Raw genomic sequence first — 20054 nt, forward strand, 5'->3', positions numbered from 1 at the left:
GTCGCAATGCCATTTTCAGATTACAAAACCGCGCTGGTGACCGGCGCATCGGCCGGCATGGGTGAAGCCATTGTCGAACGCCTTTGTCAGGAAGGGATCACCGTTCATGCCGTCGCGCGCCGCGCCGATCAACTGGCCGCCCTCGCCGCCCGCACCGGTTGTATTCCGCATGCGCTCGACGTCAGCGACCTCGACGCGGTGACGCGCCTGTGCAGCGAGATCAGCGTGGATATTCTGGTGAACAACGCCGGGGTTTCCCGTCCCGGCTCTATCCTGAGCGCCGATGAAGAATCCGTGGATACGCAGGTGGATGTGAATCTGCGCGCCGTTTTGCATCTTTGCCGCCTGCTGGTACCGGGCATGATGGAACGCGATCGCGGCCACGTCATCAACATCACCTCGATTGCCGCGATTTATAACTTCGGCGGCAACTCGATTTATCACGCCACCAAAGCCGGAGTTCACGCCCTGTCACGCCAGTTACGCGTTGACTGCTACGGCAAGCGTGTGCGCATCACTGAAATCTGCCCGGGCCGCGTGGCGACTGACATTTTCGGCAATGTTTCCGGCGATCACGAAGAAGCCCGCCGCCGTTTCATTGACGGTTTTGAACTGCCCGAAGCCAAAGACATCGCCGATTGCGTGGCGTTTGCCGTTTCTGCGCCGATTGCCGTCAACATCGGCAACATCGAAATCACCCCGACGTTGCAGGTTCCCGGTGGTCTTTCCACCATGCGCCCCGGCGAAGGTCTGTGATCTTTTTCCTATAAACCCACAGTACAACCATTCAGGAGGGTGAAAATACGATGACGCTCGATTTCAGCAAAGTCCTGACCGGTCAGTTCGGGCAGATGATCGTCGATGGCATGGTTGTCACCCTCAAGCTGGCGCTGGGGTCCTGGCTGCTCGCGATGTGTATTGCCCTGCTGCTGGTCGTCATCCGGCTGACGCACAAACGCGCCGCCGAATATTTCGTCCGCGCCTATGTGTCGTATCACCGCAATGTACCGACGCTTATTCAACTGATGATGTGGTATTTCGCCATTCCGACGCTGCTGCCGGAATCTGTGCAGATGTGGATTAACGATTTCAACGCCGAGTTTCTGTTCTCGATGTTTGCGCTCGGATTGTGTCAGGCGGCGTATTTCTCTGAAGACATCCGCAGCGGATTACGCGCTATTCCTGAAGGGCAAACCGAAGCATCACGCGCGCTGGGCATGAGTTACACCCGATCGCTGCGTTCGGTTATTTTACCGCAGGGCATCCGCAACGCGCTGCCCTCACTGCTCAACCACACCGTTTTACTGTTCAAAAACACCAGTCTGGCTATGGTCATTGGCGTAGCTGAACTGACTTACGTGACCCGTGATATTGAAAACCAGACGTTCCGGACTTTCGAATCGTATCTGGTGGCCTCTGCCGGTTATCTGTTCTTCTCTCTGCTGCTGATGGGTGCTGGCGCATTGCTGGCCCGCCGGTTCCAGCGGGCCTACGCGAGGTAATCACATGCTCGAGATGTTCACGATTTTGCACGACAACGGGATGCTGTTCCTGATGGGGCAATACCCGCAGGGGCCACTGGGCGGGATACTTTGTACGTTACTGATTTCCCTGCTGGCCGTTTTGTTTGCACTGCCGGTGGGTATTCTGCTCGGGCTGGCGCGTTTATCGCCTTTCCGCTGGCTGAGCTGGCCCGCTGCCTGCTGGGTCTACGGCTTACGCGGCATTCCGCTGCTGATGGTGGTGTTCTGGACGTATTTCTGCGTTCCACTGTTAATCGGTCACAACATCAGCGGCTTCAGCACTATGCTGTGTACGCTGGTGATTTATGAAAGTGCGTATATCGCCGAGATCGTGCGCGGCGGCATTCAGGCGCTGCCGGGCGGCCAGTACGAAGCGGCGCGCGCTTTAGGGATGAGTTATTTCAAAACGCTGCGTCTGATTATTCTGCCGCAGGCGTTATACAACACGCTGCCAAGTCTGGTCAGCCAGTTGGTTTCTATCATTAAAGACAGCACGCTGGGTTACGTCATTAACGTGCCGGAGCTGACCTTTGCCGCTAATCAGGTGAATAACCAACTGCTGACCAAACCTTTTCAAGTCTTCGCGATTGTCGCGATTGGCTATTACATCATCTGTTTCAGCCTGACGTGGCTGGCCAATAAGCTTGAAGCCCGTATCACGCGCAAACGACAGAACCGGATGCCGGAAGCGGAGAAAATGACGAAGGCTCCACTGCTGAAGACTCAACCATAATAAGGAACGACGATGCGACCGATGATCTTATTTAATCAGGTTAATAAATGGTATGGCGAATATCAGGCGCTGACCGACCTGAGTGCAGAAATTAGAAGTGGTGAAGTCGTAGTGGTTTGCGGACCGTCCGGCTCGGGCAAATCAACGCTGATCCGCACCGTGAACCGGCTGGAACCTATTGAAGAGGGCCAGATCCTGTTCGATGGCATGGATATTCATGGCACCAGCACCCGCCTGAACCAGTTGCGCACGCGTATCGGTTTTGTCTTTCAGAACTTTAATCTTTTCCCGCACGTTTCGGTGCTGGACAACATCATGATGTCGCCGGTAAAGGTGCTCGGCGTGAAACGTCAGGAAGCGCGCAAGCACGCGGGTGAACTGCTGGAACGTGTCGGATTATCACACAAAGCCAATGCCTATCCGGCACAGCTTTCCGGCGGGCAGCAGCAACGTGTTGCCATCGCCCGGGCATTAGCCATGAAACCGCCAGTGATGCTGTTTGATGAACCGACGTCGGCGCTTGATCCGGAAATGGTCGGTGAAGTCCTGAATGTGATGCGCAGTCTTGCACGTGAAGGTATGACCATGATGTGCGTCACACACGAAATGAATTTTGCCCGCGACGTGGCGGACACAATCTGGTTTATGGATCAGGGGAAAATTCTGGAAAAATCCAAACCGGAAAACTTCTTCAATCATCCGCAACACCCACGTGCCAGGAAGTTTTTAAGTGACTTATTGCACCATTAATTATTTAGAGAAGCCCGCTTAAGGAAACTTAAGCGGGCTTTTTGTTTTTCATAAAACTGAACGAACCTTTGTATCATTTAAATTCAACGAGCTAGCGTGAAAAGTCTTCCCGATGCATGTTCAGTTTTCCCTCCGCATCGGGAGAATTTGGTCGTCAGATTTGGGGTCATTTCAGTTCGATTATGGAGTGACTAATCTGCTGCGTCGGGGTTGCCCATACTCTTTGCCACGAACGCTCTTAGTCTGCAGCCTTCCATTCAGAAAGCATTTTAAGGGCGCTGTCGTAGTGACCCGTCGCCCCGGCTGTACGTAAAAATCTGGCGCGCTCAACGATGATTTCATCAGGTGTGGGCTCTGCTGCATGCAAAAGGTCGATCGTCTCATTAATGAAGTCTTCCAGCGGCATGGCATGCTCGTCACTTTCCTGACCAAACAATGTGGTTTGCACGCCTGGTGGCGCTAACTCAATTACGCGTACGGAAGTGTCGGCGAGCTGAACACGCAAGCTTTCAGTGAATGAATGAACCGCAGCTTTTGTGGCGCTATAGGTCATGGCAATAGGGAACGGAACAAACGCCAGTGCGGAACTGACATTAATGATGACACTGTCATTCTTTTTAACCAGCTGCGGTAAGAACGCATAAGTCATACGAATGGTCCCCAGAAGGTTGATCTCAACAGTCTGTTGCGCAATCTTCACTGCATCCTGATCCAAAACATTTTCGCTCAACATAATACCGGCGTTGTTGATGACAACATTCAGGTCGGGGTAACGCACTGCCGCGAGTTCGCTTGCCCGGGTAATGGAACCGGCATCGGCAATATCGAGTTCAATGGCCTCGATGCCGGGGTAATCGTTTGTGATTTGATCAAGTAAAGCCTTGCGACGGCCAGCTACAATGACCTTATTGCCTGCTTCATGAAAACGTACCGCAAGGCCCAGCCCTATCCCCGAGGTGGAACCCGTGATGAGGATCGTATTACCTGAAGTTTTCATATGTTTCTCCGGATTGATGAAAAAGGTAGAATGCCAAACGGACAGTTGTCCGACAGGAAAAAATTAACGGACAATTGTCCGTTAAGCAAGTTTTAATATTGTGGACAGGAGGACTGGTGACACAGCAACAAAAAACGGGTCGCCCGGCACGGGCTGACGCGCAGCAAAACCGCGAGCGTATTCTGTCGGTTGCACTTCAGGAACTGACCGTTTCCGCAGACGTGCCCCTAAGCACGATCGCGAAGAAGGCAGGCGTCGGGCAGGCCACTTTTTATCGCAACTTCCCGACACGGGAGGTATTAGTGATGGAGGTTTATCGCTATGAGATGTTGCAGGTCACAAAGTTTGCAGAACATTTGCTCCGGACCTGCGCACCCGAACAGGCGTTGCGTGACTGGATGAATCGCCTTGCCGAATATGCAATGACCAAAGCAGGCCTGGCCAATGCCATTCGCGAGGTATCGCTCTCGCGGGACTGTCCGGAAAAGGCAGGCTATGCCCCTGTCATTGCTGCCGCTCAGTTGTTACTTGATGCCAATAAGAAAGCGGGAACTATCCACCCGGGGGTTACCACTGACGACTTTTTCCTGGCAATTGCAGGGATATGGCAGCTCGATTTTAATGATGAGTGGCAGCCCCGGCTAACCTGGCTCATCGACATGGTGATGGCGGGATTGCGCGCGGGGGCACCGCTACGCTCAGTTTCTCAGTAGACGACAACCACAGCGTACATGCAGGAGAGTGGCGAAACAGCCGAAGTCTCCCGGGGGTCTGAACAATAATTGCCTCGCCTTTTCATTATTTTTTAAGCCTGGCATTGATTGATATTTGCAATACGTGGATCGGGTTAAAAACATCAGACGCAAAGGCGTTCTTATTTGCCGGGATTACGACATGCTCCATCCAGACAACGTCTTAATTGGTGGCGCATCTCTGGAAGAAGACCGCAGTCGTATTCCGGTGGGTTCGGTCCCTGGCTGGTTATATGTGATGAGGTTCCGGATCCGCAAAAGTTTGCGGTTCGATAATGACGTGACCACCAAAGGTATCTTAACGACACTAAAATCCGCCGTCTCAAGCCTTCTGAAAAACCTTTCCAGGTTTACGATTCTGTTCCCCGGCATCCGTAACCCCTATAAACCAATGTGTGAAAATGCGGTTATTAACCCGGCCTCTCCTCAAGGGTAAAAAGTTGCTGCCCGCTACTGACGATCTCACCCGTTGCGCACAGCACCTCAGCAATCACACCCCCGGTGACTGCCACCACCCGGTTTTCCATTTTCATCGCCTCGACGATGGCAAGCGTATCGCCTTCCTTAACGAATGCGCCCGGTTCTACCGCGATAAATACGATGGTTCCCGGCATGGGGGCTGTTACGCCATTGCCAGTCGAACGGTTATTCTCTTCCAGATGCAGCTGGCTATCGACCCGGTATCGCTTGCCCGCCAGTATCACTTCCACGATCCCTTTTCTCTCTCTTCCCTGCCAGCTCACATCACCACACTGCCCGCCCCAGCCATGATCCACCGGCGCGATAGTGATGGTGAATGTCTCCGGACCAATAGCCGTCAGTACCTGGGTATTACCGAGCGTCAGCAGGTTGACAGCAATTTCATTCCCCTGATAGCGGATATATATTTTTCCTGCGGGTGCCGCCGGGTCTAATGCCTGCCGGTCACTGTTTCCCTGTAGCCCGTACCAGGGGGAAGAGGTACGCCCTGCACTTTCCTGCTTTGCCAGCAGTGCAGCTGCGCTGGCAAAGGCAGCCAGTGGCCCGACTGAAACGTCACGCCCCGTAAGAAGTTGGTCAATTAACCCGGTATGCAGGTTACCGGCCATCACCCGGGGATGGTTTAATAATTCCAGGAGAAAGCCACTGTTGGTCGTCACCCCAAACACCCACGTCTGAGTCAGTGCCTGCACCATTTTAAGCCGGGACTGCTCGCGATCTGCGGCATGGACAATAAGTTTAGCAATCAGCGGATCGTAAAACGCAGGTACCTCGCCATGGTGGTCGAAAGCACTGTCGGTCCGGGCTGTCTCCGGCCATGTTACTGTGGCCGGTCCTGGCGAGGGAGTAAAGTCATCGTCCGGATCCTCAGCATATATACGGCTCTCAAAAGCATGCCCCTTACTGACTATCTGCGACTGAGACAAGGGCAGTTGTTCGCCCGCCGCAATTTTGATCTGCCACTCAACAAGATCCAGTCCTGTGATCATTTCTGTCACCGGATGCTCTACCTGCAGGCGGGTGTTGACCTCAAGGAAATAAAACCGGTTGTCAGGCGCAACGATAAACTCAAATGTTCCCGCATTAAAATAGCCTATTTGCCGTGCCCCGTTGACGGCCGCGTTTAACATTGCTTCGCGAACCTCCGCAGAGATGGACGTCGCCGGGGCTTCTTCGATAATTTTCTGATGCCGCCGTTGCAGTGAACATTCTCTTTCATACAGGTGCACCACCTGCCCGTGCTTATCACCCATGATCTGCACTTCGATATGACGCGGCGAATGGATATAGCGTTCGATCATCAGACGGCCATCGTTAAAGTTAGCCCTGGCGATACGCACGGCCGCGGCAACGGCCGCCTGCATTTCAGCAGCCTGCTCCACCACCTGCATCCCTTTACCCCCGCCACCCGCGACAGGCTTGAGGATCACCGGATATCCTATTTCTTCAGCCAGCGCATTCAGCACACTGAAGGATTCAGAAGCTTCCTGCGATCCGGGGAGTACTGGCACTCCCGCTTTTTCCATCTGTTGCCGGGCCAGAATTTTATTGCCCATATCGCGGATGATATTCGCCGACGGCCCGATAAACGTCAGCCCAGCCAGGGAAACCGCCTCGGCAAACTCCGGGTTTTCAGATAAAAATCCGTAGCCGGGATGAACCGCATCACAGCCCGAATGACGTGCGGCACTCACAAGCGCATCAATGTTCAGATAGCTGTCAGCGGCAAGCGGGCCACCAATATTGACGGTCCGTATTGCACCTGACAGATGATCGGCTTCGGTATCGGCATCAGAATAAACCGCTACGTACTCAATACCCATTTCTCTGGCGGTGCGGGCAATACGTCGGGCAATCTCGCCACGGTTAGCAATAAGAATTCGATTCAACATGGTTCACATCCTGAAAACGCCAAAATGGGTCGTCTGCTGGGGTGCCTGGTGGGCAAGCGCAAGTCCCAACGCCAGCCAGTCGCGGGTATGTTCGGGAAGAATAACGGCATCCACCCACAAACGTGCAGCGACATACAATGCCTGTCCCTGCCGGTCATAAGCATCGCGGACCGGTTGTTTGACCCGTTCAGCCTCTTCAGCGGTGAAAGGTTGGCCTTTTTTTTCTAAATGCTCCTCACGCATCAGTGCCATCACCGTTGCCGCCTGCTCGCTGCCGACGACAGACATTTTCGCGTTCGGCCACATTGCCATGAGCTGCGGGCCAAGCGCGCGACCACACATCGCCAGATTGCCCGCCCCAAAGCTGCCGCCAATCAGGACAGAGAATTTAGGCACACGGGCGCAGGCGACCGCATTCATCATTTTGGCTCCGTGTTTGGCAATGCCCCCGGCTTCATACTCCGGCCCCACCATGAAGCCGTTGATGTTATGCAGGAACAACAAGGGGATATTGCGCTGTACACACAGCTCGATAAAGTTCGCCGCCTTCTGCGCGCTTTCTGAGTACAGCACCCCGTCATTAATCAACACCCCAACCGGAAAACCGCCGATATGGCCCGTTCCGCAAATGAGCGTGCGCCCATAGCGGGCTTTGTATTCCGTCAGCTCGCTGCCGTCCAGCAGGCGGGCAAGAATCTCCCGAACGGGGATAGGTTCACGCGGATTTGCGCTGATAATGCCAGGGATCTGGCGCGGATCGAACAGCGGCTCAACCGCCGCCAGCGGCGGTGACGCAAGCTTACCGGCATCACTGCGGGCAATAATGTCACGGACAATGTGCAACGCATGACGGTCATGTTCTGCATAGTGGTCGGCCACACCGCTATCCAGCGTATGGACATCGGCACCGCCAAGGGTCTGGGCATCAACAATTACCCCCGTTGCAGCACGCACCAGCTGCGGGCCGCCGAGGAAAATAGTGCCGTTGTCTTTGACAATCACCGTTTCGTCGCACATTGCGGGTATATATGCTCCTCCTGCGGTACAGGAACCCAACACCGCCGCGATCTGGGGTAAACCCGCCGCGGACATTTCAGCAATATTGCGAAAAATGCGCCCGATATGATGTTCATCAGGAAAAATCTCTTCCTGAAGCGGCAAATAAACGCCCCCCGAGTCCATCAGATAGACGCTGGGAAGTGCCATTTCACGGGCAATCTGCTGCATGCGCAGATGCTTCTTCAATGTCAGCGGATAATATGCGCCGCCTTTTACCGAAGCATCATTGGCGTAAATCGCCACTGCGCGATTTTTAACAATACCGATACCGGTCACGATCCCGGCCGACGGCACCGAATGTTCATATACCTGATGAGCAGCCAACTGCCCAATTTCAACAAAGGCGCTGCCTACGTCAATCAGCAGGGCGATACGTTCACGGGCTGAAAGTTTGCCACGCGCCGCCTGTTTCTGACGAGCCGCCTCCCCTCCTCCCTGGAGCGCCGCTTGCCGCGCTTCATCTATTGGCTGCTGCATCCGGGCAAATGCCTGCTGGTTTTCACGAAACGTCGGATTATCGGTGTAATGACGTGCTGCAATTGTCGCCATGGTGCCTCTCTTAGAAATTAAGCGTGGACTTTGAACCGGGCGATCAGAAAACTCGCCAGTCCGGTCAGCAAGATGGCCAGCGTCCATGTGCCGTGATGCTCCAGCAGCACGGCAAATGAGGAGGCAATTCCCGCCATCCCCTGCTGCAGAAACCCGCACAGCGCCATCGCGTAAGCACCGAAATCCTTACCATCGTTCACCGCCGCCGACATGCTGCTTGGGAACATCACCGCCTGGCCGAAAATAATCAGACAATACAGCAGGATAAAAATAACCAGTCCCGATGTGTGGCTAAGTAGCCCAGCCCACCACAGAACAAGCAGCGCCAGCGCGGAGATCGCGACCATCAACGAGCCACGACGCATTAAGGTGACCACTCCCGTAGCGTGCACGATGCGATTTACCGTCAATGCGCCGGCCAGATAGGAGATGCCGATAAGCAGGCCAAAGAGACCAAAGCTGGTCACCTCCAGACCAAAACTCTGCTGCATGACAAACGGACTGACTTCCTGCAATGTCACGGTCGTGGCAAAGCCCAGCCCTCCCACGCACGCTGGCCAGAAAAAACCTGGGCGCCGCAGAATGGTTAAGTAGGCGTGCGCCATACCCTTGCTGATCCTGGCAGGTTCGGCATACGCCATCGGCACCGTCAGTGAGAAAAGCAGCGCAACAAAGCCGGTGGCGGCCAGCACCAGGAAGGCAACCTGCCAGTGCAGGTAATAGCTGATAAGTCCGCCGATAAACTGTCCGCCGCCCAGCGCGGTAATAAACGCTACCGACAATACGGAAAGTCGTTTTGCCAGTTCCGCACCACTCCAGTTATCTTTAACCAGAATGCGCCCGATAATCGCGGCTCCCCCCGCGCCGATCCCCTGCAAGGCACGTAAAACCAGAAGCAGGTTAGCGTCCCTGCACCACGCCAGCAGCAGGCTGGTGCCGATAAATAACACCAGCGATAATGTCAGTGAGATGCGCCGTCCATAGCGGTCTGCCGCCGCTCCCCAGAAAATAACGGGCACCGCCGCGCCGACGACGAAAATCGAGATCGACAACTCTGTCGCGCTCTGGGTCATCCCAAGCTCCCGCATCACGACCGGAAGTGAAGGAAGGTAGATGGTGGTCGCCATCTGCGTCATGAACACGACCAGACAGGCCAGCGACATGATCCTCAACGAAAGCGTGTCCACGGCCGGAACACGGTAACTTTCAGATTCATTCATAGTTCGCTCGCAACTGGTTGACGTGCCCGGCAAACTCCGCAATCTCACTGCGGCTGATGTTTGAACGTAGCATAATGCGCAAACCTGCTTTACCGCGCGCAATGACCGGGAAGAAAATCGGAGAGGTATAAAAACCACGTTCAAATAGCGTTTTGGCGATTGAGATGGTCGCTTCCTCGGAACCTATCTGAATAAAACGTATTGGCAGCCCGTCATTGTGATTGTCATTTGCAATCAGCGAATCAAAATATTCGATATTTTGCTGCAGTTGATTCTGTAATTGCGTCAGCTCTTGAGTGTGATGAAGGGCGACCGACGCCAGGATCCCACCGAGCCCGGCAGTATTGATACGTTGTGACCAGAGGAATGGACCGGCAAAGCGAGAAATGAGCGTACGCTGTTCGTTATAAGGTCGCCGGCCAATAAACACCGCCCCTCCCGAAGCACCAAACCCCTTATTGAGAGAAGTAATAATGACCGTCCGGTCATTAATTTCTCCGAGCGTATCCAGTACAAGTCCCCGGCCAAGTTTACCCACAGTAGACAGGCCATGAGCCTCATCAAATAACAGGAACAGGCCATATTTTTCCTGTAAATGCAGAAGTTCTTTTACCGGAGCCTGGCCACCGGTGCTGTAAACCCCATCTGCCACATAGGCCACGCGCGGATATTTTTTGCAGATCGCTTCCAGTTGTTCCAGATCATTATGAGCAATGGTAATGACTTCGGTTTCATCAGCGCATACCGGTTTCATGATGTTAAGACAGAAATGAGCATTTTTATCGAAGACCAGCACCGGCGGTTGATTCTCCGTCAGCGCCCCGGATGCAACCAGCGGCAAAATACCCTGAGCAGCAGCGGCACAGGAGGCGACAGTAATCACGTCAGCACCAATAAGATCGGCCAGCGCCTGCTCAGCTTGCCCCAGTAGCTCAAACTGGATGCGTATGCGCGAGGTGGAGGTATTGAGCGAACCATTACTTTGCAAGGCGGCAATGGCCTGCCGGAGAATTTCAGGGTGTGAATCAAGCCCCAGATAAGAATATGAGGACATATTCACAAAGCGGTGATCACTGTTGACTTGCTGATGATGACCATTGCCAAGATTGGTGATTGCCAGGTTCGATAAACCTGAGTCCTGTGTTACCTGCCAGAAGCTGTTACTGATCTGAACGGCTTTCTTAATATTACTCCAGGTATTCATGCAGTTTGTCCCGTTTTAGTTAAGTTGGAATAAACTTGCATCAGAATGTAAAGAAAGTTAAATGCCAATTCTTAATATAATAACCCGGAAAAACATAATAAAATTTTTAATTAACACTCTACATTTTTGTATATTAAACATCAAAATCGGCATTTAAACCCTTCATCTATTTTGTGCTAATCATTATTAAGCCGAATAAAGGCTCAGCAAATACTGTGACGATTAAATCCTTGTCGCTGGCTTTCTTTCACCCGAATAAATGAGGTGTAAAAATGCTTTTTCATGGCCGTGAAATGACCGTTAACTGGCTGGATAATGGGTTAGCAGAGCTGGTTCTGAATAGCACCGCAGCCAAAGTTAATACCATGAATTCCGTTTTCTTTGAGGAACTCTATGCAGCATTAACTATAGCTCGCAATCATAATGAAATTAAGGGGCTATTAATTCGCTCGGCTAAAAATAACTTTAATCTCGGTGCCGATTTGTATGAATTACATAGTTTGCAATATCGGCAGGATAATAGCCTCGACGTCTGGATCAACAACGCTAATAAATCGTTAGACTTACTTAATTATTTGCCCTTCCCCACGCTTGCAGCGATTGACGGCGCGGCACTGGGCGGGGGCTGTGAACTGGCGCTGGCCTGCGATTTTCGCATCGCCACACCGGCTTCAAGTCTGGGCCTGCCGGAAGTGAGCCTGGGTCTCATTCCGGGCTTTGGCGGCACAGTGCGACTTCCCCGTCTGGTGGGGGTCGATCATGCCCTGGAGCTTATCACCACCGGCCAGTCTTCTGATGCCGACCGCGCCCTGAAACTGGGCCTGATCGATGCCAGGATCGCTCAGTCGCAACTCCTGAGTGCGGCGACACATATGCTGACCGGTGCTTCGCAGGGTGAATTGGACTGGCGGGTCGCACGGCGTGAAAAACAGGCCCCGCTGCGCCTGAGCACAACAGAGTCTGTTATGACATTCTTCCATGCGTCTGCAGGGGTAAAAAATTCGGTACAGAAGTATAAGGCGGCCGCGGTTGCTGCTATCAGTACTGTCGAGTTTTCAGCCTCCCATGCCCACCGCGAAGCCTCAGACGCCGAACGCCAGCAGTTTCTCAGGCTGGCGCGCACGGACGAAGCAAAGTCCTCTATCGGGGCGTTCCTCAGCAAAAGACAGGTCATCAGACGGGCAGAAACGCTGGCGGCATATGGTCAGCCTGTTGAACAGGTCGCGGTACTGGGCTCCGGGATTATGGGTAAGGGAATCGCTTATCTTTCTGCTTTGCATGGCGTACCCGCGTTGATACACGCTAACAGACCGCAATCCCAGCTCGCTGCGCTGGATGCTCCTAAAAAATGGCTTAACCAGCTTCTGGCGAAAAATCAGATTGACGGAAATCACATGGCCCGCGTGCTGTCAGACATACGCGTAACAGCAGGCTATAAAGGGCTTGATCTGGCCGGGATAGTGATTGAATCCGTGGTAGAGGATAAAGCGGTAAAAGCCCTCGTGCTGGCCGCGGCAGAGCAAAACATTGCCCGGGACACCGTGCTGGTCACCAATACCTCAACGTTTGGGGTTGGTGAACTGGCACGCGGACTGACACGACCGACGCAATTTTGCGGCCTGCATTTCTTTAATCCGGCGCAGCGCATGCCGCTGGTGGAAATTATTCGCAGTGAAAACACCTCGGATGCCACGCTGGCAACCGTGGTGGCCTATGCCAGGAGGCTGGGAAAGACCCCCGTGATCGTCAAAGACAGGCCGGGATTCTTTATCAACCGGGTGCTCTTCGCTTACCTGAGCGGTTTGCTGATGCTGGTGCGTGATGGCATCAGCTTCCGCCATATTGACCGGGTAATGGAAGATGCCTTTGGCTGGCCAATGGGCCCGGCATGGTTGCTGGATGTTATCGGGATCGATACCGCACACGCCATTTTTAAACAGCTTTCTGCCGCCTGGCCCGAGCGTTTTAACGCCGATACCACGGCAATTATTGATTTTCTTCACGCACATCAGCGTCTGGGAGAAAAAACAGGACAGGGATTTTATCGCTATCAGCAGGACAAGAAGGGCCGCAGCCAGCGTGTGGCAGATAAAGATTTTGAGACGAAGCTGGCCGCACTGCAGTCTCCCCCTTTGCCGCTGAGCGAAGATGACATTATCGATCGCATGATGATCCCGATGGTGAATGAAGTTATCCGCTGCCTTGAAGAAGGCGTGATCGGCTCCGCTGCTGAAGCAGATACCGCATTGATTCAGGGACTGGGGTTCCCGGTTTATCGCGGCGGTGCATGCCGTTATGTCGATACCCGGGGTACGGCAAACTTTAACCGCGCGGCCCGGCACTTTAGCGCGCTGGGTGGCCTCTATCAGTTACCTGCATTGCTGCTTTCCCCTGCTCACCAGAGTGCACCGTTTTATCCTCATCCCACCGCCGATGCTCAACGCAGCGTACTGGCATAAGGAATATTCAATGGAAAATGTCGTTATTGTAGATGCGATCAGAACGCCGATGGGCCGCGCCCGTGAAGGTGCATTTCGCCATGTCCGCGCAGAAGCCCTTTCAGCACATGTGATGCGCGAGCTGCTGGCCAGACAACCCGGACTGTCGTCAACAAACATTGACGATATTTACTGGGGATGCGTACAGCAAACGCTGGAGCAAGGATTTAATATCGCCCGTAATGCGGCACTGCTGGCGGAAATACCTCACACGGTGCCTGCGACGACGGTGAACAGGCTTTGCGGTTCGTCCATGCAGGCGTTACATGATGCCGCGCGGGCCATCATGGTTGGTGACGCTACTCTTTGTATCGCCGGGGGGGTTGAACATATGGGCCATGTTCCGATGACCCATGGCATTGATTTTCATCCCGCCCTGAGTAAAACCGTTGCCCGTGCGGCAGGCAACATGGGGCTCACGGCGGAGCTACTGGCAAAAATGCATAATATCAGTCGGGAAATGCAGGATGAATTTGCGCTGCGTTCCCATCAGCGGGCCGCACATGCAAGTCTTAAGGGGCTTTTTGACGGAGAGATCGTGCCTACCCACGGCCATGATGCTCATGGCGCACTGGTTCGCCATCAAAAAGATGAGGTCATCCGCCCGGAAACCAGCCTGGACAGTCTCAATAATCTGCGACCCGTTTTTGATCCTCATACGGGAACGGTCACTGCAGGGACGTCGTCGTCACTGGCAGACGGCGCATCAGCAGTCTTACTGGCCAGCGAGTCGTATGCACGTGCACATGGCCTGCCTGTACGCGCCCGTATACGTGCCATGGCGGTGGTGGGCAGTCAGCCTTCAACCATGGGTTACGGCCCCGTTCCGGCCAGCGAATTAGCACTGAAACGCGCCCGGCTATCCATCGAAGATATCGACCTGTTTGAGCTTAATGAAGCCTTCGCCGCGCAGGTGTTGTCCTGCATTAAAGGGCTGGGTCTGCTTGACCAGATCGACGACAAGATTAATCAACATGGCGGCGCCATCGCACTCGGCCATCCTTTGGGATGCACCGGAACCCGCATTACCACCACATTAATCAACCTGCTGGAACAGCGTGACAGGCAATTTGGCCTCGCCACGATGTGTATCGGGCTGGGCCAGGGGATCGCCACCGTTTTTGAGCGCGCCTGAATCAGGGTATGCGGGAAGCGCAGATCCGTATGCATCCTTCCATATTCTCAAATTAGATATAAATAGCATTTTTTATTACTTTTATGAGCATCTTCAACTTTGTAGGGTGAGGTCATACCCTCAGAGCCTGAATACCCCGGAGCAAGGAATAATGAAAAAAAAAGCGGCAGTAGGATTATTATTAGCGGCACTGGTCGCAACGGCCCACGCAGCAGAATCGCCTGTATCGGGCGGGACATTAAATGTCGCCTTAGGTAGCGACACCCCTATCATCGATCCTTCCATTACCGGTTACTCAGTCACGGCCTTGATCACCCGTAATGTCGTGGACTCGCTGGTAGGGCAAGCCGAGGATAACCGTTTTACCCCGTGGCTTGCCTTGCGCTGGGAGATTAACGACAATCACACGCAATATACCTTCCACCTGCGCAAGGACGTGACCTTCAGCGACAAAACCCGGCTGGACGCGCAGGCGGTTAAATATAATTTGGATCGCATCCTGGATCCCAAAACTACCTCAAGCTATGCAAAATCGCTGCTTGGCCCGATCGACAGCATCACCACACCGGATGATTTTACCGTGGTGATCCACTATAAGACGCCGTTTGCGCCACTGTTGCAGGGTCTGAGTCTGCCTTATCTCGGTATACAATCACCGACCTATCTGAAGAACACCCCAAATACCAGCAACACCGTCGTGGGATCGGGGCCTTTTATCCTTAAATCCTTCGTCAAGGGCAACGGCAGCCAGCTGACACGCCGTGATGATTATCAATGGGGGCCGGGCTATGCGCACCATCAGGGTCCTGCATGGCTCTCCGCCATTAACTTTAAATATCTGCCGGAATCCTCTGTCCGATTGGGCGCATTAACCAGCGGGCAGGTGCAGGCCATTGATGCCGTTCCTCCCGCCAATGTCCGTGCACTTCAGCGTAATCCACAAGTCAGTATTCTGACCAAAGAAAATCCGGGCATTCCACGGGTGTTGTACCTCAATACGTCTAAAGGTCCGTTCAGCGACGTTAACGTCCGGCAGGCGTTTCTGCATGCGGTCGATCCCGCTTCTGCGGTAAAAGTCGCTTTCTTTGGTACGCTGAAACCTGCGGATAGCGTGCTGGGGCCACAAACACTTTATTACGACGCTAACGCCCGCGTTTCCGCAGCCCAGCCTGCAAAACAACTCAGCCCGGGGCAGCCGTTGACCGTGCATTTTCTCTATGACCCGGCATCGACCGAAAGCGCGGATGTCACCCTGTTCCAGGCCATCCAGTTCCAGGTGAAGAAAGCCGGTTTTAACCTTCAGTTTGATCCGGTTGACAGTGGTATCTTCAGCGCACGTACCGCCAGCAACGACTACGATATCGTCTCGAATTTCTACGTGCGCGCCGAACCGGATATTCTGCGTACCGTTTTCCACTCAGCCTACATCCCACCTAAAGGTGCCAACTACAGTCACGTTAATGCACTGGACGATAAACTAACGCTGGCAATTGGTGCTCCTGATGCACAACGGAAACAGATATACAGTGATATCCAGCGCCAGGTGATTGATCAGGCCTATGTCGTTCCGCTGTACATACCGGCGTATCAGTTGGGGATCAGCAAAAAAGTCCAGGGTATCAGTTGGGCTACCAACGCTAAACCTAACTTTTATGATGCCTGGCTGAGCAACTGATATGGCAAAAATTGTCCTGCACCGCCTGCTCTCCATTATTGCCGTCCTGTGGGGAGCGGCCACGCTGACGTTTATAGCTATCAAACTGATACCTGGCGATCCGATACTTATCATGAGCGGCGGCGAGAACGTCGTTGATGATGTCTGGCGCGCAACGATGACGGCGAAACTTGGGCTGGACCAGCCTCTCTGGGCGCAGTATTTGCATTATTGCGGCCAGGCGCTGCTGGGCCATTTCGGTGAGAGTTTCCAGTTCCGGGCACCGGTAACCACAGTCATTACTGCCGCGCTGATACAGACCCAGACACTGGCAGGTTGCGCGCTTCTGCTGGCGGTATTACTGGCTACGCTCAACGCTCTGGCGACCTCCGGGCGCTGGTGGCCACTGCGCGCACTGTTCTCCGGGTTGGAACTTTGTCTGCTGAGTACACCGGTCTACTGGATTGGTATTATTCTGCTGAGCATTTTCAGTTTCCGCCTGAACTGGTTTCCGGTAACGGGTAACGACGGCTGGGTTTCGCTGGTGCTTCCGATTATCGCACTGAGCCTGCCACTGACAGCCATCCTCAGTCAGGTGCTGCGTGACGGTCTGGAAGAGGCCCTGCAACAGCCGTTTGCCATGACGGTTCGTACCCGTGGCGCGGGCGAGACGTTGCTACGCCTGCGCCACGGACTGCGTCATGCATCGCTTGCCGCTTCTACACTGACCGGGACCATGCTGGCGAATCTGCTCAGCGGATCCATCCTGACCGAAACTGTTTTCGGCCGCGCCGGGTTGGGTAAAATCACGCTTCAGGCCATTGCCAGCCGCGATATGCCGCTTATCCTTGGTCTGGTAATGCTTTCAGCATTGTTATTTATCGTCATAAACTTGCTGATGGACGTGATTTATCTGTTCATCGATCCTCGTCTTCGTAACAGGTCATTCTGATATGAGTAGCGATCCGGCCCTTATCCTTAACCGTCAGCGTGACAGATCGCGCCCGGCGCACCCGTTACTCACGTTAAAAAGCCTGCTCCCGGCAATAGCCATTGTATTGCTGGTGCTGATTGCCATTGCACCGTACTGGTTTACCCACAGCTTGCCGGATGATATGGACATGGAGGCCATATTGCAGCCGCCTTCGCTACACCATTGGTTCGGTACCGACGCGCTGGGACGTGACGTTTACACCCGCGTGATATACGGATCAGCGTTGTCGCTGAGTATTGGTGTTGGCGCCACCCTGATTGCGGGCTGTGGCGGGATTCTGCTTGGTGTAATCGCCTCATTGGGGCCCCGTCCGATACGGTTTATGGTGGTGCGCCTGCTGGATATCCTGCTGGCCTTCCCGGAACTATTGCTGGCATTGCTGGTGATCGCCGTACTGGGGCGCGGCCCGTCCAATACGCTGCTGGCAGTGGGTTTATCGGGTATCGCGGGGTATGCGCGGCTGCTACGGTCACAAATCCTCCAGGTGCGACTATCGGGTTATGTGCAACAAGCCATCGCCCTCGGCGAAACGCCTTTCACCATCATCATGCGGCATATTATTCCCAACTCGCTGCGCCCGTTGCTGATTGTGTTAACCATCGGCATTGGTCAGGCTGTCCTGAGCGCGTCTGCGTTGAGCTTTCTGGGCCTGGGGGTGGTGCCGCCTACCGCAGAATGGGGGGCGTTGCTGGCTGACGGCCGTGACTTTCTCGACATTGCGCCATGGATAAGCCTGCTGCCCGCGAGCGTGGTGGCGCTGTCGGTGATTGCGCTCACACTGGCCGGCCGCCGCTTACAAACAATTGCGTCAAAAGGAGCGTAACCATTATGGAGAACAACCGTCCTGCTAACCCGCTGCTGGAGGTATCGCATCTCACGGTAAGCTTCGCGGATGTCGAGGTGGTCAAGGGACTGTCATTTAACCTGTATGCGGGTGAGATCCTGGCACTGGTCGGGGAATCCGGTTCGGGTAAGTCGGTCACCGCGCGCGCACTGGTTGGGCTGGCAGGTGAAAAAGCCAGCGTTGACGCACAACGACTGCGACTGACAACAGCGGATGGCAAAGCACAGGATCTGCTTGCCTCAGGAGATCCTCAGTGGAAAGCCCTGCGTGGTAAAGAGATTGGTTTTGTCTTACAGGATGCACTGACATCTCTCGATCCTTTACGCACCATCGGGCAGGAGGTGGCAGAGGCGCTACAGTTGCATCGGCGTGTGCCACGACGGGATATTGATCGCCAGGTCGCCGGGCTGCTCACCTCCGCAGGCATTCCTGACCCCCATCATCGTATGCAGCAGTACAGCCATCAGCTTTCCGGCGGCCTGAGGCAGCGCGCCCTGATAGCCTCCGCACTGGCAGCGGGGCCACAGATGCTGATTGCAGATGAACCCACCACTGCCCTGGATGTGACGGTACAACAACATATCCTCCTTTTGTTTCGCCAACTGGCGGATCGCGGGCACGCGGTATTGTTGATTACCCACGATCTGTCCGTCGTGTCACAAATCGCCGATCGCGTACTGGTGATGCAACAGGGTATCGGTGTTGAACAGGGCGAAGCAGCCCGGGTTTTAGCGGCACCACAGCATCCCTATACACGGAAACTATTAAGTGCTATTCCCGGCGTTCATACCCGTCACCGCTGGCTTTCAACATCGGGCAACGTGCCCGATCCCAGGATGAAGGCGGCTTCTGAACAGGTGGTGCTTCGTGCCGATCGCCTGTCACTGGCTTATCCCCGTGGTGATGGTTCAACACACCAGGTTCTGAAGCAGGTCTCTCTGTCGCTGCGCCGGGGAGAGACATTGGGACTGGTCGGCGAGTCAGGATGCGGGAAAACGACACTTGGCAAGATTTTACTCGCGTTGCAGTCCCCCCACTCCGGTGAGGTCAGGCTTAACAATCAGGCCTGGAGCAGCATGTCTGAAAAACAACGTCGCCCGTTGCGGGGACGAATTCAGACTATCACACAGGACCCGCTTGGCTCGTTCAACCCCCAGTACACAATTGGGCAAATCATCCGTCAGCCATTAAAGCTCATCCCAGGTCTGAACCGGGAAGAGATAGAGAATAAAATACTGCTGCTGATGAAGCAGGTAGGGCTGTCTCCTGAATTACTGACACGTCGCCCGCAGACACTCTCAGGTGGGCAGCGGCAACGTGTGGCAATAGCCCAGGCGCTGGCCTCTGATCCTGATATCATGATTTGCGATGAGCCAGTTTCAGCACTGGATGTCACGACCCAGGCGCAGGTTTTGGACCTGTTGAAAACCCTGCAACACCAGTTGGGCCTGGCCATTCTGCTAATCTCACATGACCCAGGCGTAGTGCTCCATATGAGTCATCGCGTCATCGTTATGAAGGATGGAGAGATTATCGAAACCGGGGAGGCAGAGGCATTGATCACGCAGCCCAAGCAGGATTACACCCGGCAATTATTTACCGCAATAAGTGAAACAAAATGAGTCCCGTTCGCTACGGAAATATCTACGGCGTCGGGTTAGCAGTGGGATAAGTGATAAAACGTGTATGAAAATATAGCGGGAAACTTACTGAAATAGCGGATAAAGTCGTCAATACGATAACGGCCTTGCTCATGCAGAGCATAGTTTA

At 54.1% G+C, this 20054-nt stretch carries 17 protein-coding genes; 12 read left to right on the forward strand and 5 right to left on the reverse strand.

Annotated features, from left to right (window positions below; translation table 11 throughout):
• Nucleotides 1–6 precede the first annotated feature (6 nt).
• From J1781_RS13585 to J1781_RS13600, 4 genes are read left to right on the forward strand one after another with little or no spacing between them, the layout of a single operon-like run.
• A complete protein-coding gene (locus J1781_RS13585) occupies nt 7–756 on the forward strand; it encodes an SDR family oxidoreductase (RefSeq protein ID WP_013576018.1) in 750 nt (249 codons plus the stop codon).
• A gap of 50 nt (nt 757–806) precedes the next feature.
• Nucleotides 807–1502 (forward strand): amino acid ABC transporter permease, encoded by a 696-nt coding sequence (locus J1781_RS13590; RefSeq protein ID WP_013576019.1) that lies wholly within the window; start codon nt 807–809, stop codon nt 1500–1502.
• A gap of 4 nt (nt 1503–1506) precedes the next feature.
• Nucleotides 1507–2256: an amino acid ABC transporter permease gene (locus J1781_RS13595; RefSeq protein WP_129951002.1), complete on the forward strand. Its 750-nt coding sequence runs from the start codon at nt 1507–1509 to the stop codon at nt 2254–2256.
• A gap of 12 nt (nt 2257–2268) precedes the next feature.
• Complete coding sequence (locus J1781_RS13600; protein WP_013576021.1) at nt 2269–3006, forward strand: amino acid ABC transporter ATP-binding protein; 738 nt, start codon at nt 2269–2271, stop codon at nt 3004–3006.
• A gap of 238 nt (nt 3007–3244) precedes the next feature.
• Here J1781_RS13600 and J1781_RS13605 read toward each other — a convergent pair whose 3' ends face one another.
• Nucleotides 3245–4003: an SDR family oxidoreductase gene (locus tag J1781_RS13605; RefSeq protein WP_217233744.1), complete on the reverse strand. Its 759-nt coding sequence runs from the start codon at nt 4001–4003 to the stop codon at nt 3245–3247.
• A gap of 116 nt (nt 4004–4119) precedes the next feature.
• On the opposite strand from J1781_RS13605, the gene J1781_RS13610 reads away from it, so the two are divergent.
• Both J1781_RS13610 and J1781_RS13615 read left to right on the forward strand, forming a co-directional pair.
• Nucleotides 4120–4716: a TetR/AcrR family transcriptional regulator gene (locus J1781_RS13610; protein WP_129951000.1), complete on the forward strand. Its 597-nt coding sequence runs from the start codon at nt 4120–4122 to the stop codon at nt 4714–4716.
• Between the two features lie 181 nt (nt 4717–4897).
• On the forward strand, nt 4898–5191 hold the full coding sequence (locus J1781_RS13615; RefSeq protein WP_217219035.1) for a hypothetical protein: 294 nt from the start codon (nt 4898–4900) through the stop codon (nt 5189–5191).
• On the opposite strand, the gene J1781_RS13620 is transcribed toward J1781_RS13615, so the two are convergent.
• From J1781_RS13620 to J1781_RS13635, 4 genes are read right to left on the reverse strand one after another with little or no spacing between them, the layout of a single operon-like run.
• On the reverse strand, nt 5166–7127 hold the full coding sequence (locus J1781_RS13620; RefSeq protein WP_217233745.1) for an acetyl/propionyl/methylcrotonyl-CoA carboxylase subunit alpha: 1962 nt from the start codon (nt 7125–7127) through the stop codon (nt 5166–5168). The genes J1781_RS13615 and J1781_RS13620 overlap by 26 nt on opposite strands.
• A gap of 3 nt (nt 7128–7130) precedes the next feature.
• Nucleotides 7131–8735: a carboxyl transferase domain-containing protein gene (locus J1781_RS13625; protein WP_217219033.1), complete on the reverse strand. Its 1605-nt coding sequence runs from the start codon at nt 8733–8735 to the stop codon at nt 7131–7133.
• A gap of 17 nt (nt 8736–8752) precedes the next feature.
• Complete coding sequence (locus J1781_RS13630; RefSeq protein WP_217219037.1) at nt 8753–9898, reverse strand: MFS transporter; 1146 nt, start codon at nt 9896–9898, stop codon at nt 8753–8755.
• A 49-nt stretch (nt 9899–9947) separates the two neighbouring features.
• Nucleotides 9948–11159, reverse strand: coding sequence for an aminotransferase class I/II-fold pyridoxal phosphate-dependent enzyme (locus J1781_RS13635; protein WP_129950997.1), 1212 nt, complete (start codon nt 11157–11159; stop codon nt 9948–9950).
• Between the two features lie 272 nt (nt 11160–11431).
• Between J1781_RS13635 and J1781_RS13640 the strand changes: the two genes are divergently transcribed.
• The 6 genes from J1781_RS13640 to J1781_RS13665 all read left to right on the forward strand — a co-directional run bounded on the left by J1781_RS13640 (nt 11432) and on the right by J1781_RS13665 (nt 19906).
• Nucleotides 11432–13618: a 3-hydroxyacyl-CoA dehydrogenase NAD-binding domain-containing protein gene (locus J1781_RS13640; RefSeq protein WP_217233746.1), complete on the forward strand. Its 2187-nt coding sequence runs from the start codon at nt 11432–11434 to the stop codon at nt 13616–13618.
• A gap of 10 nt (nt 13619–13628) precedes the next feature.
• Nucleotides 13629–14792 (forward strand): acetyl-CoA C-acyltransferase FadA, encoded by a 1164-nt coding sequence (fadA, locus tag J1781_RS13645; protein ID WP_217233747.1) that lies wholly within the window; start codon nt 13629–13631, stop codon nt 14790–14792.
• A gap of 151 nt (nt 14793–14943) precedes the next feature.
• The gene (locus J1781_RS13650) at nt 14944–16467 is read left to right on the forward strand and encodes an ABC transporter substrate-binding protein (RefSeq protein WP_217233748.1); all 1524 of its coding nucleotides are present in this window, start codon (nt 14944–14946) and stop codon (nt 16465–16467) included.
• Nucleotide 16468: 1 nt separating this feature from the next.
• A complete protein-coding gene (locus J1781_RS13655; RefSeq protein ID WP_217233749.1) occupies nt 16469–17398 on the forward strand; it encodes an ABC transporter permease in 930 nt (309 codons plus the stop codon).
• Between the two features lies 1 nt (nt 17399).
• The gene (locus J1781_RS13660; RefSeq protein WP_129990882.1) at nt 17400–18263 is read left to right on the forward strand and encodes an ABC transporter permease; all 864 of its coding nucleotides are present in this window, start codon (nt 17400–17402) and stop codon (nt 18261–18263) included.
• A gap of 5 nt (nt 18264–18268) precedes the next feature.
• Nucleotides 18269–19906: a dipeptide ABC transporter ATP-binding protein gene (locus J1781_RS13665; protein WP_217156913.1), complete on the forward strand. Its 1638-nt coding sequence runs from the start codon at nt 18269–18271 to the stop codon at nt 19904–19906.
• Nucleotides 19907–20054: the final 148 nt, after the last annotated feature.

Origin of the sequence: Rahnella perminowiae, from assembly GCF_019049695.1 — a bacterium.
GTDB lineage: Bacteria > Pseudomonadota > Gammaproteobacteria > Enterobacterales > Enterobacteriaceae > Rahnella > Rahnella perminowiae.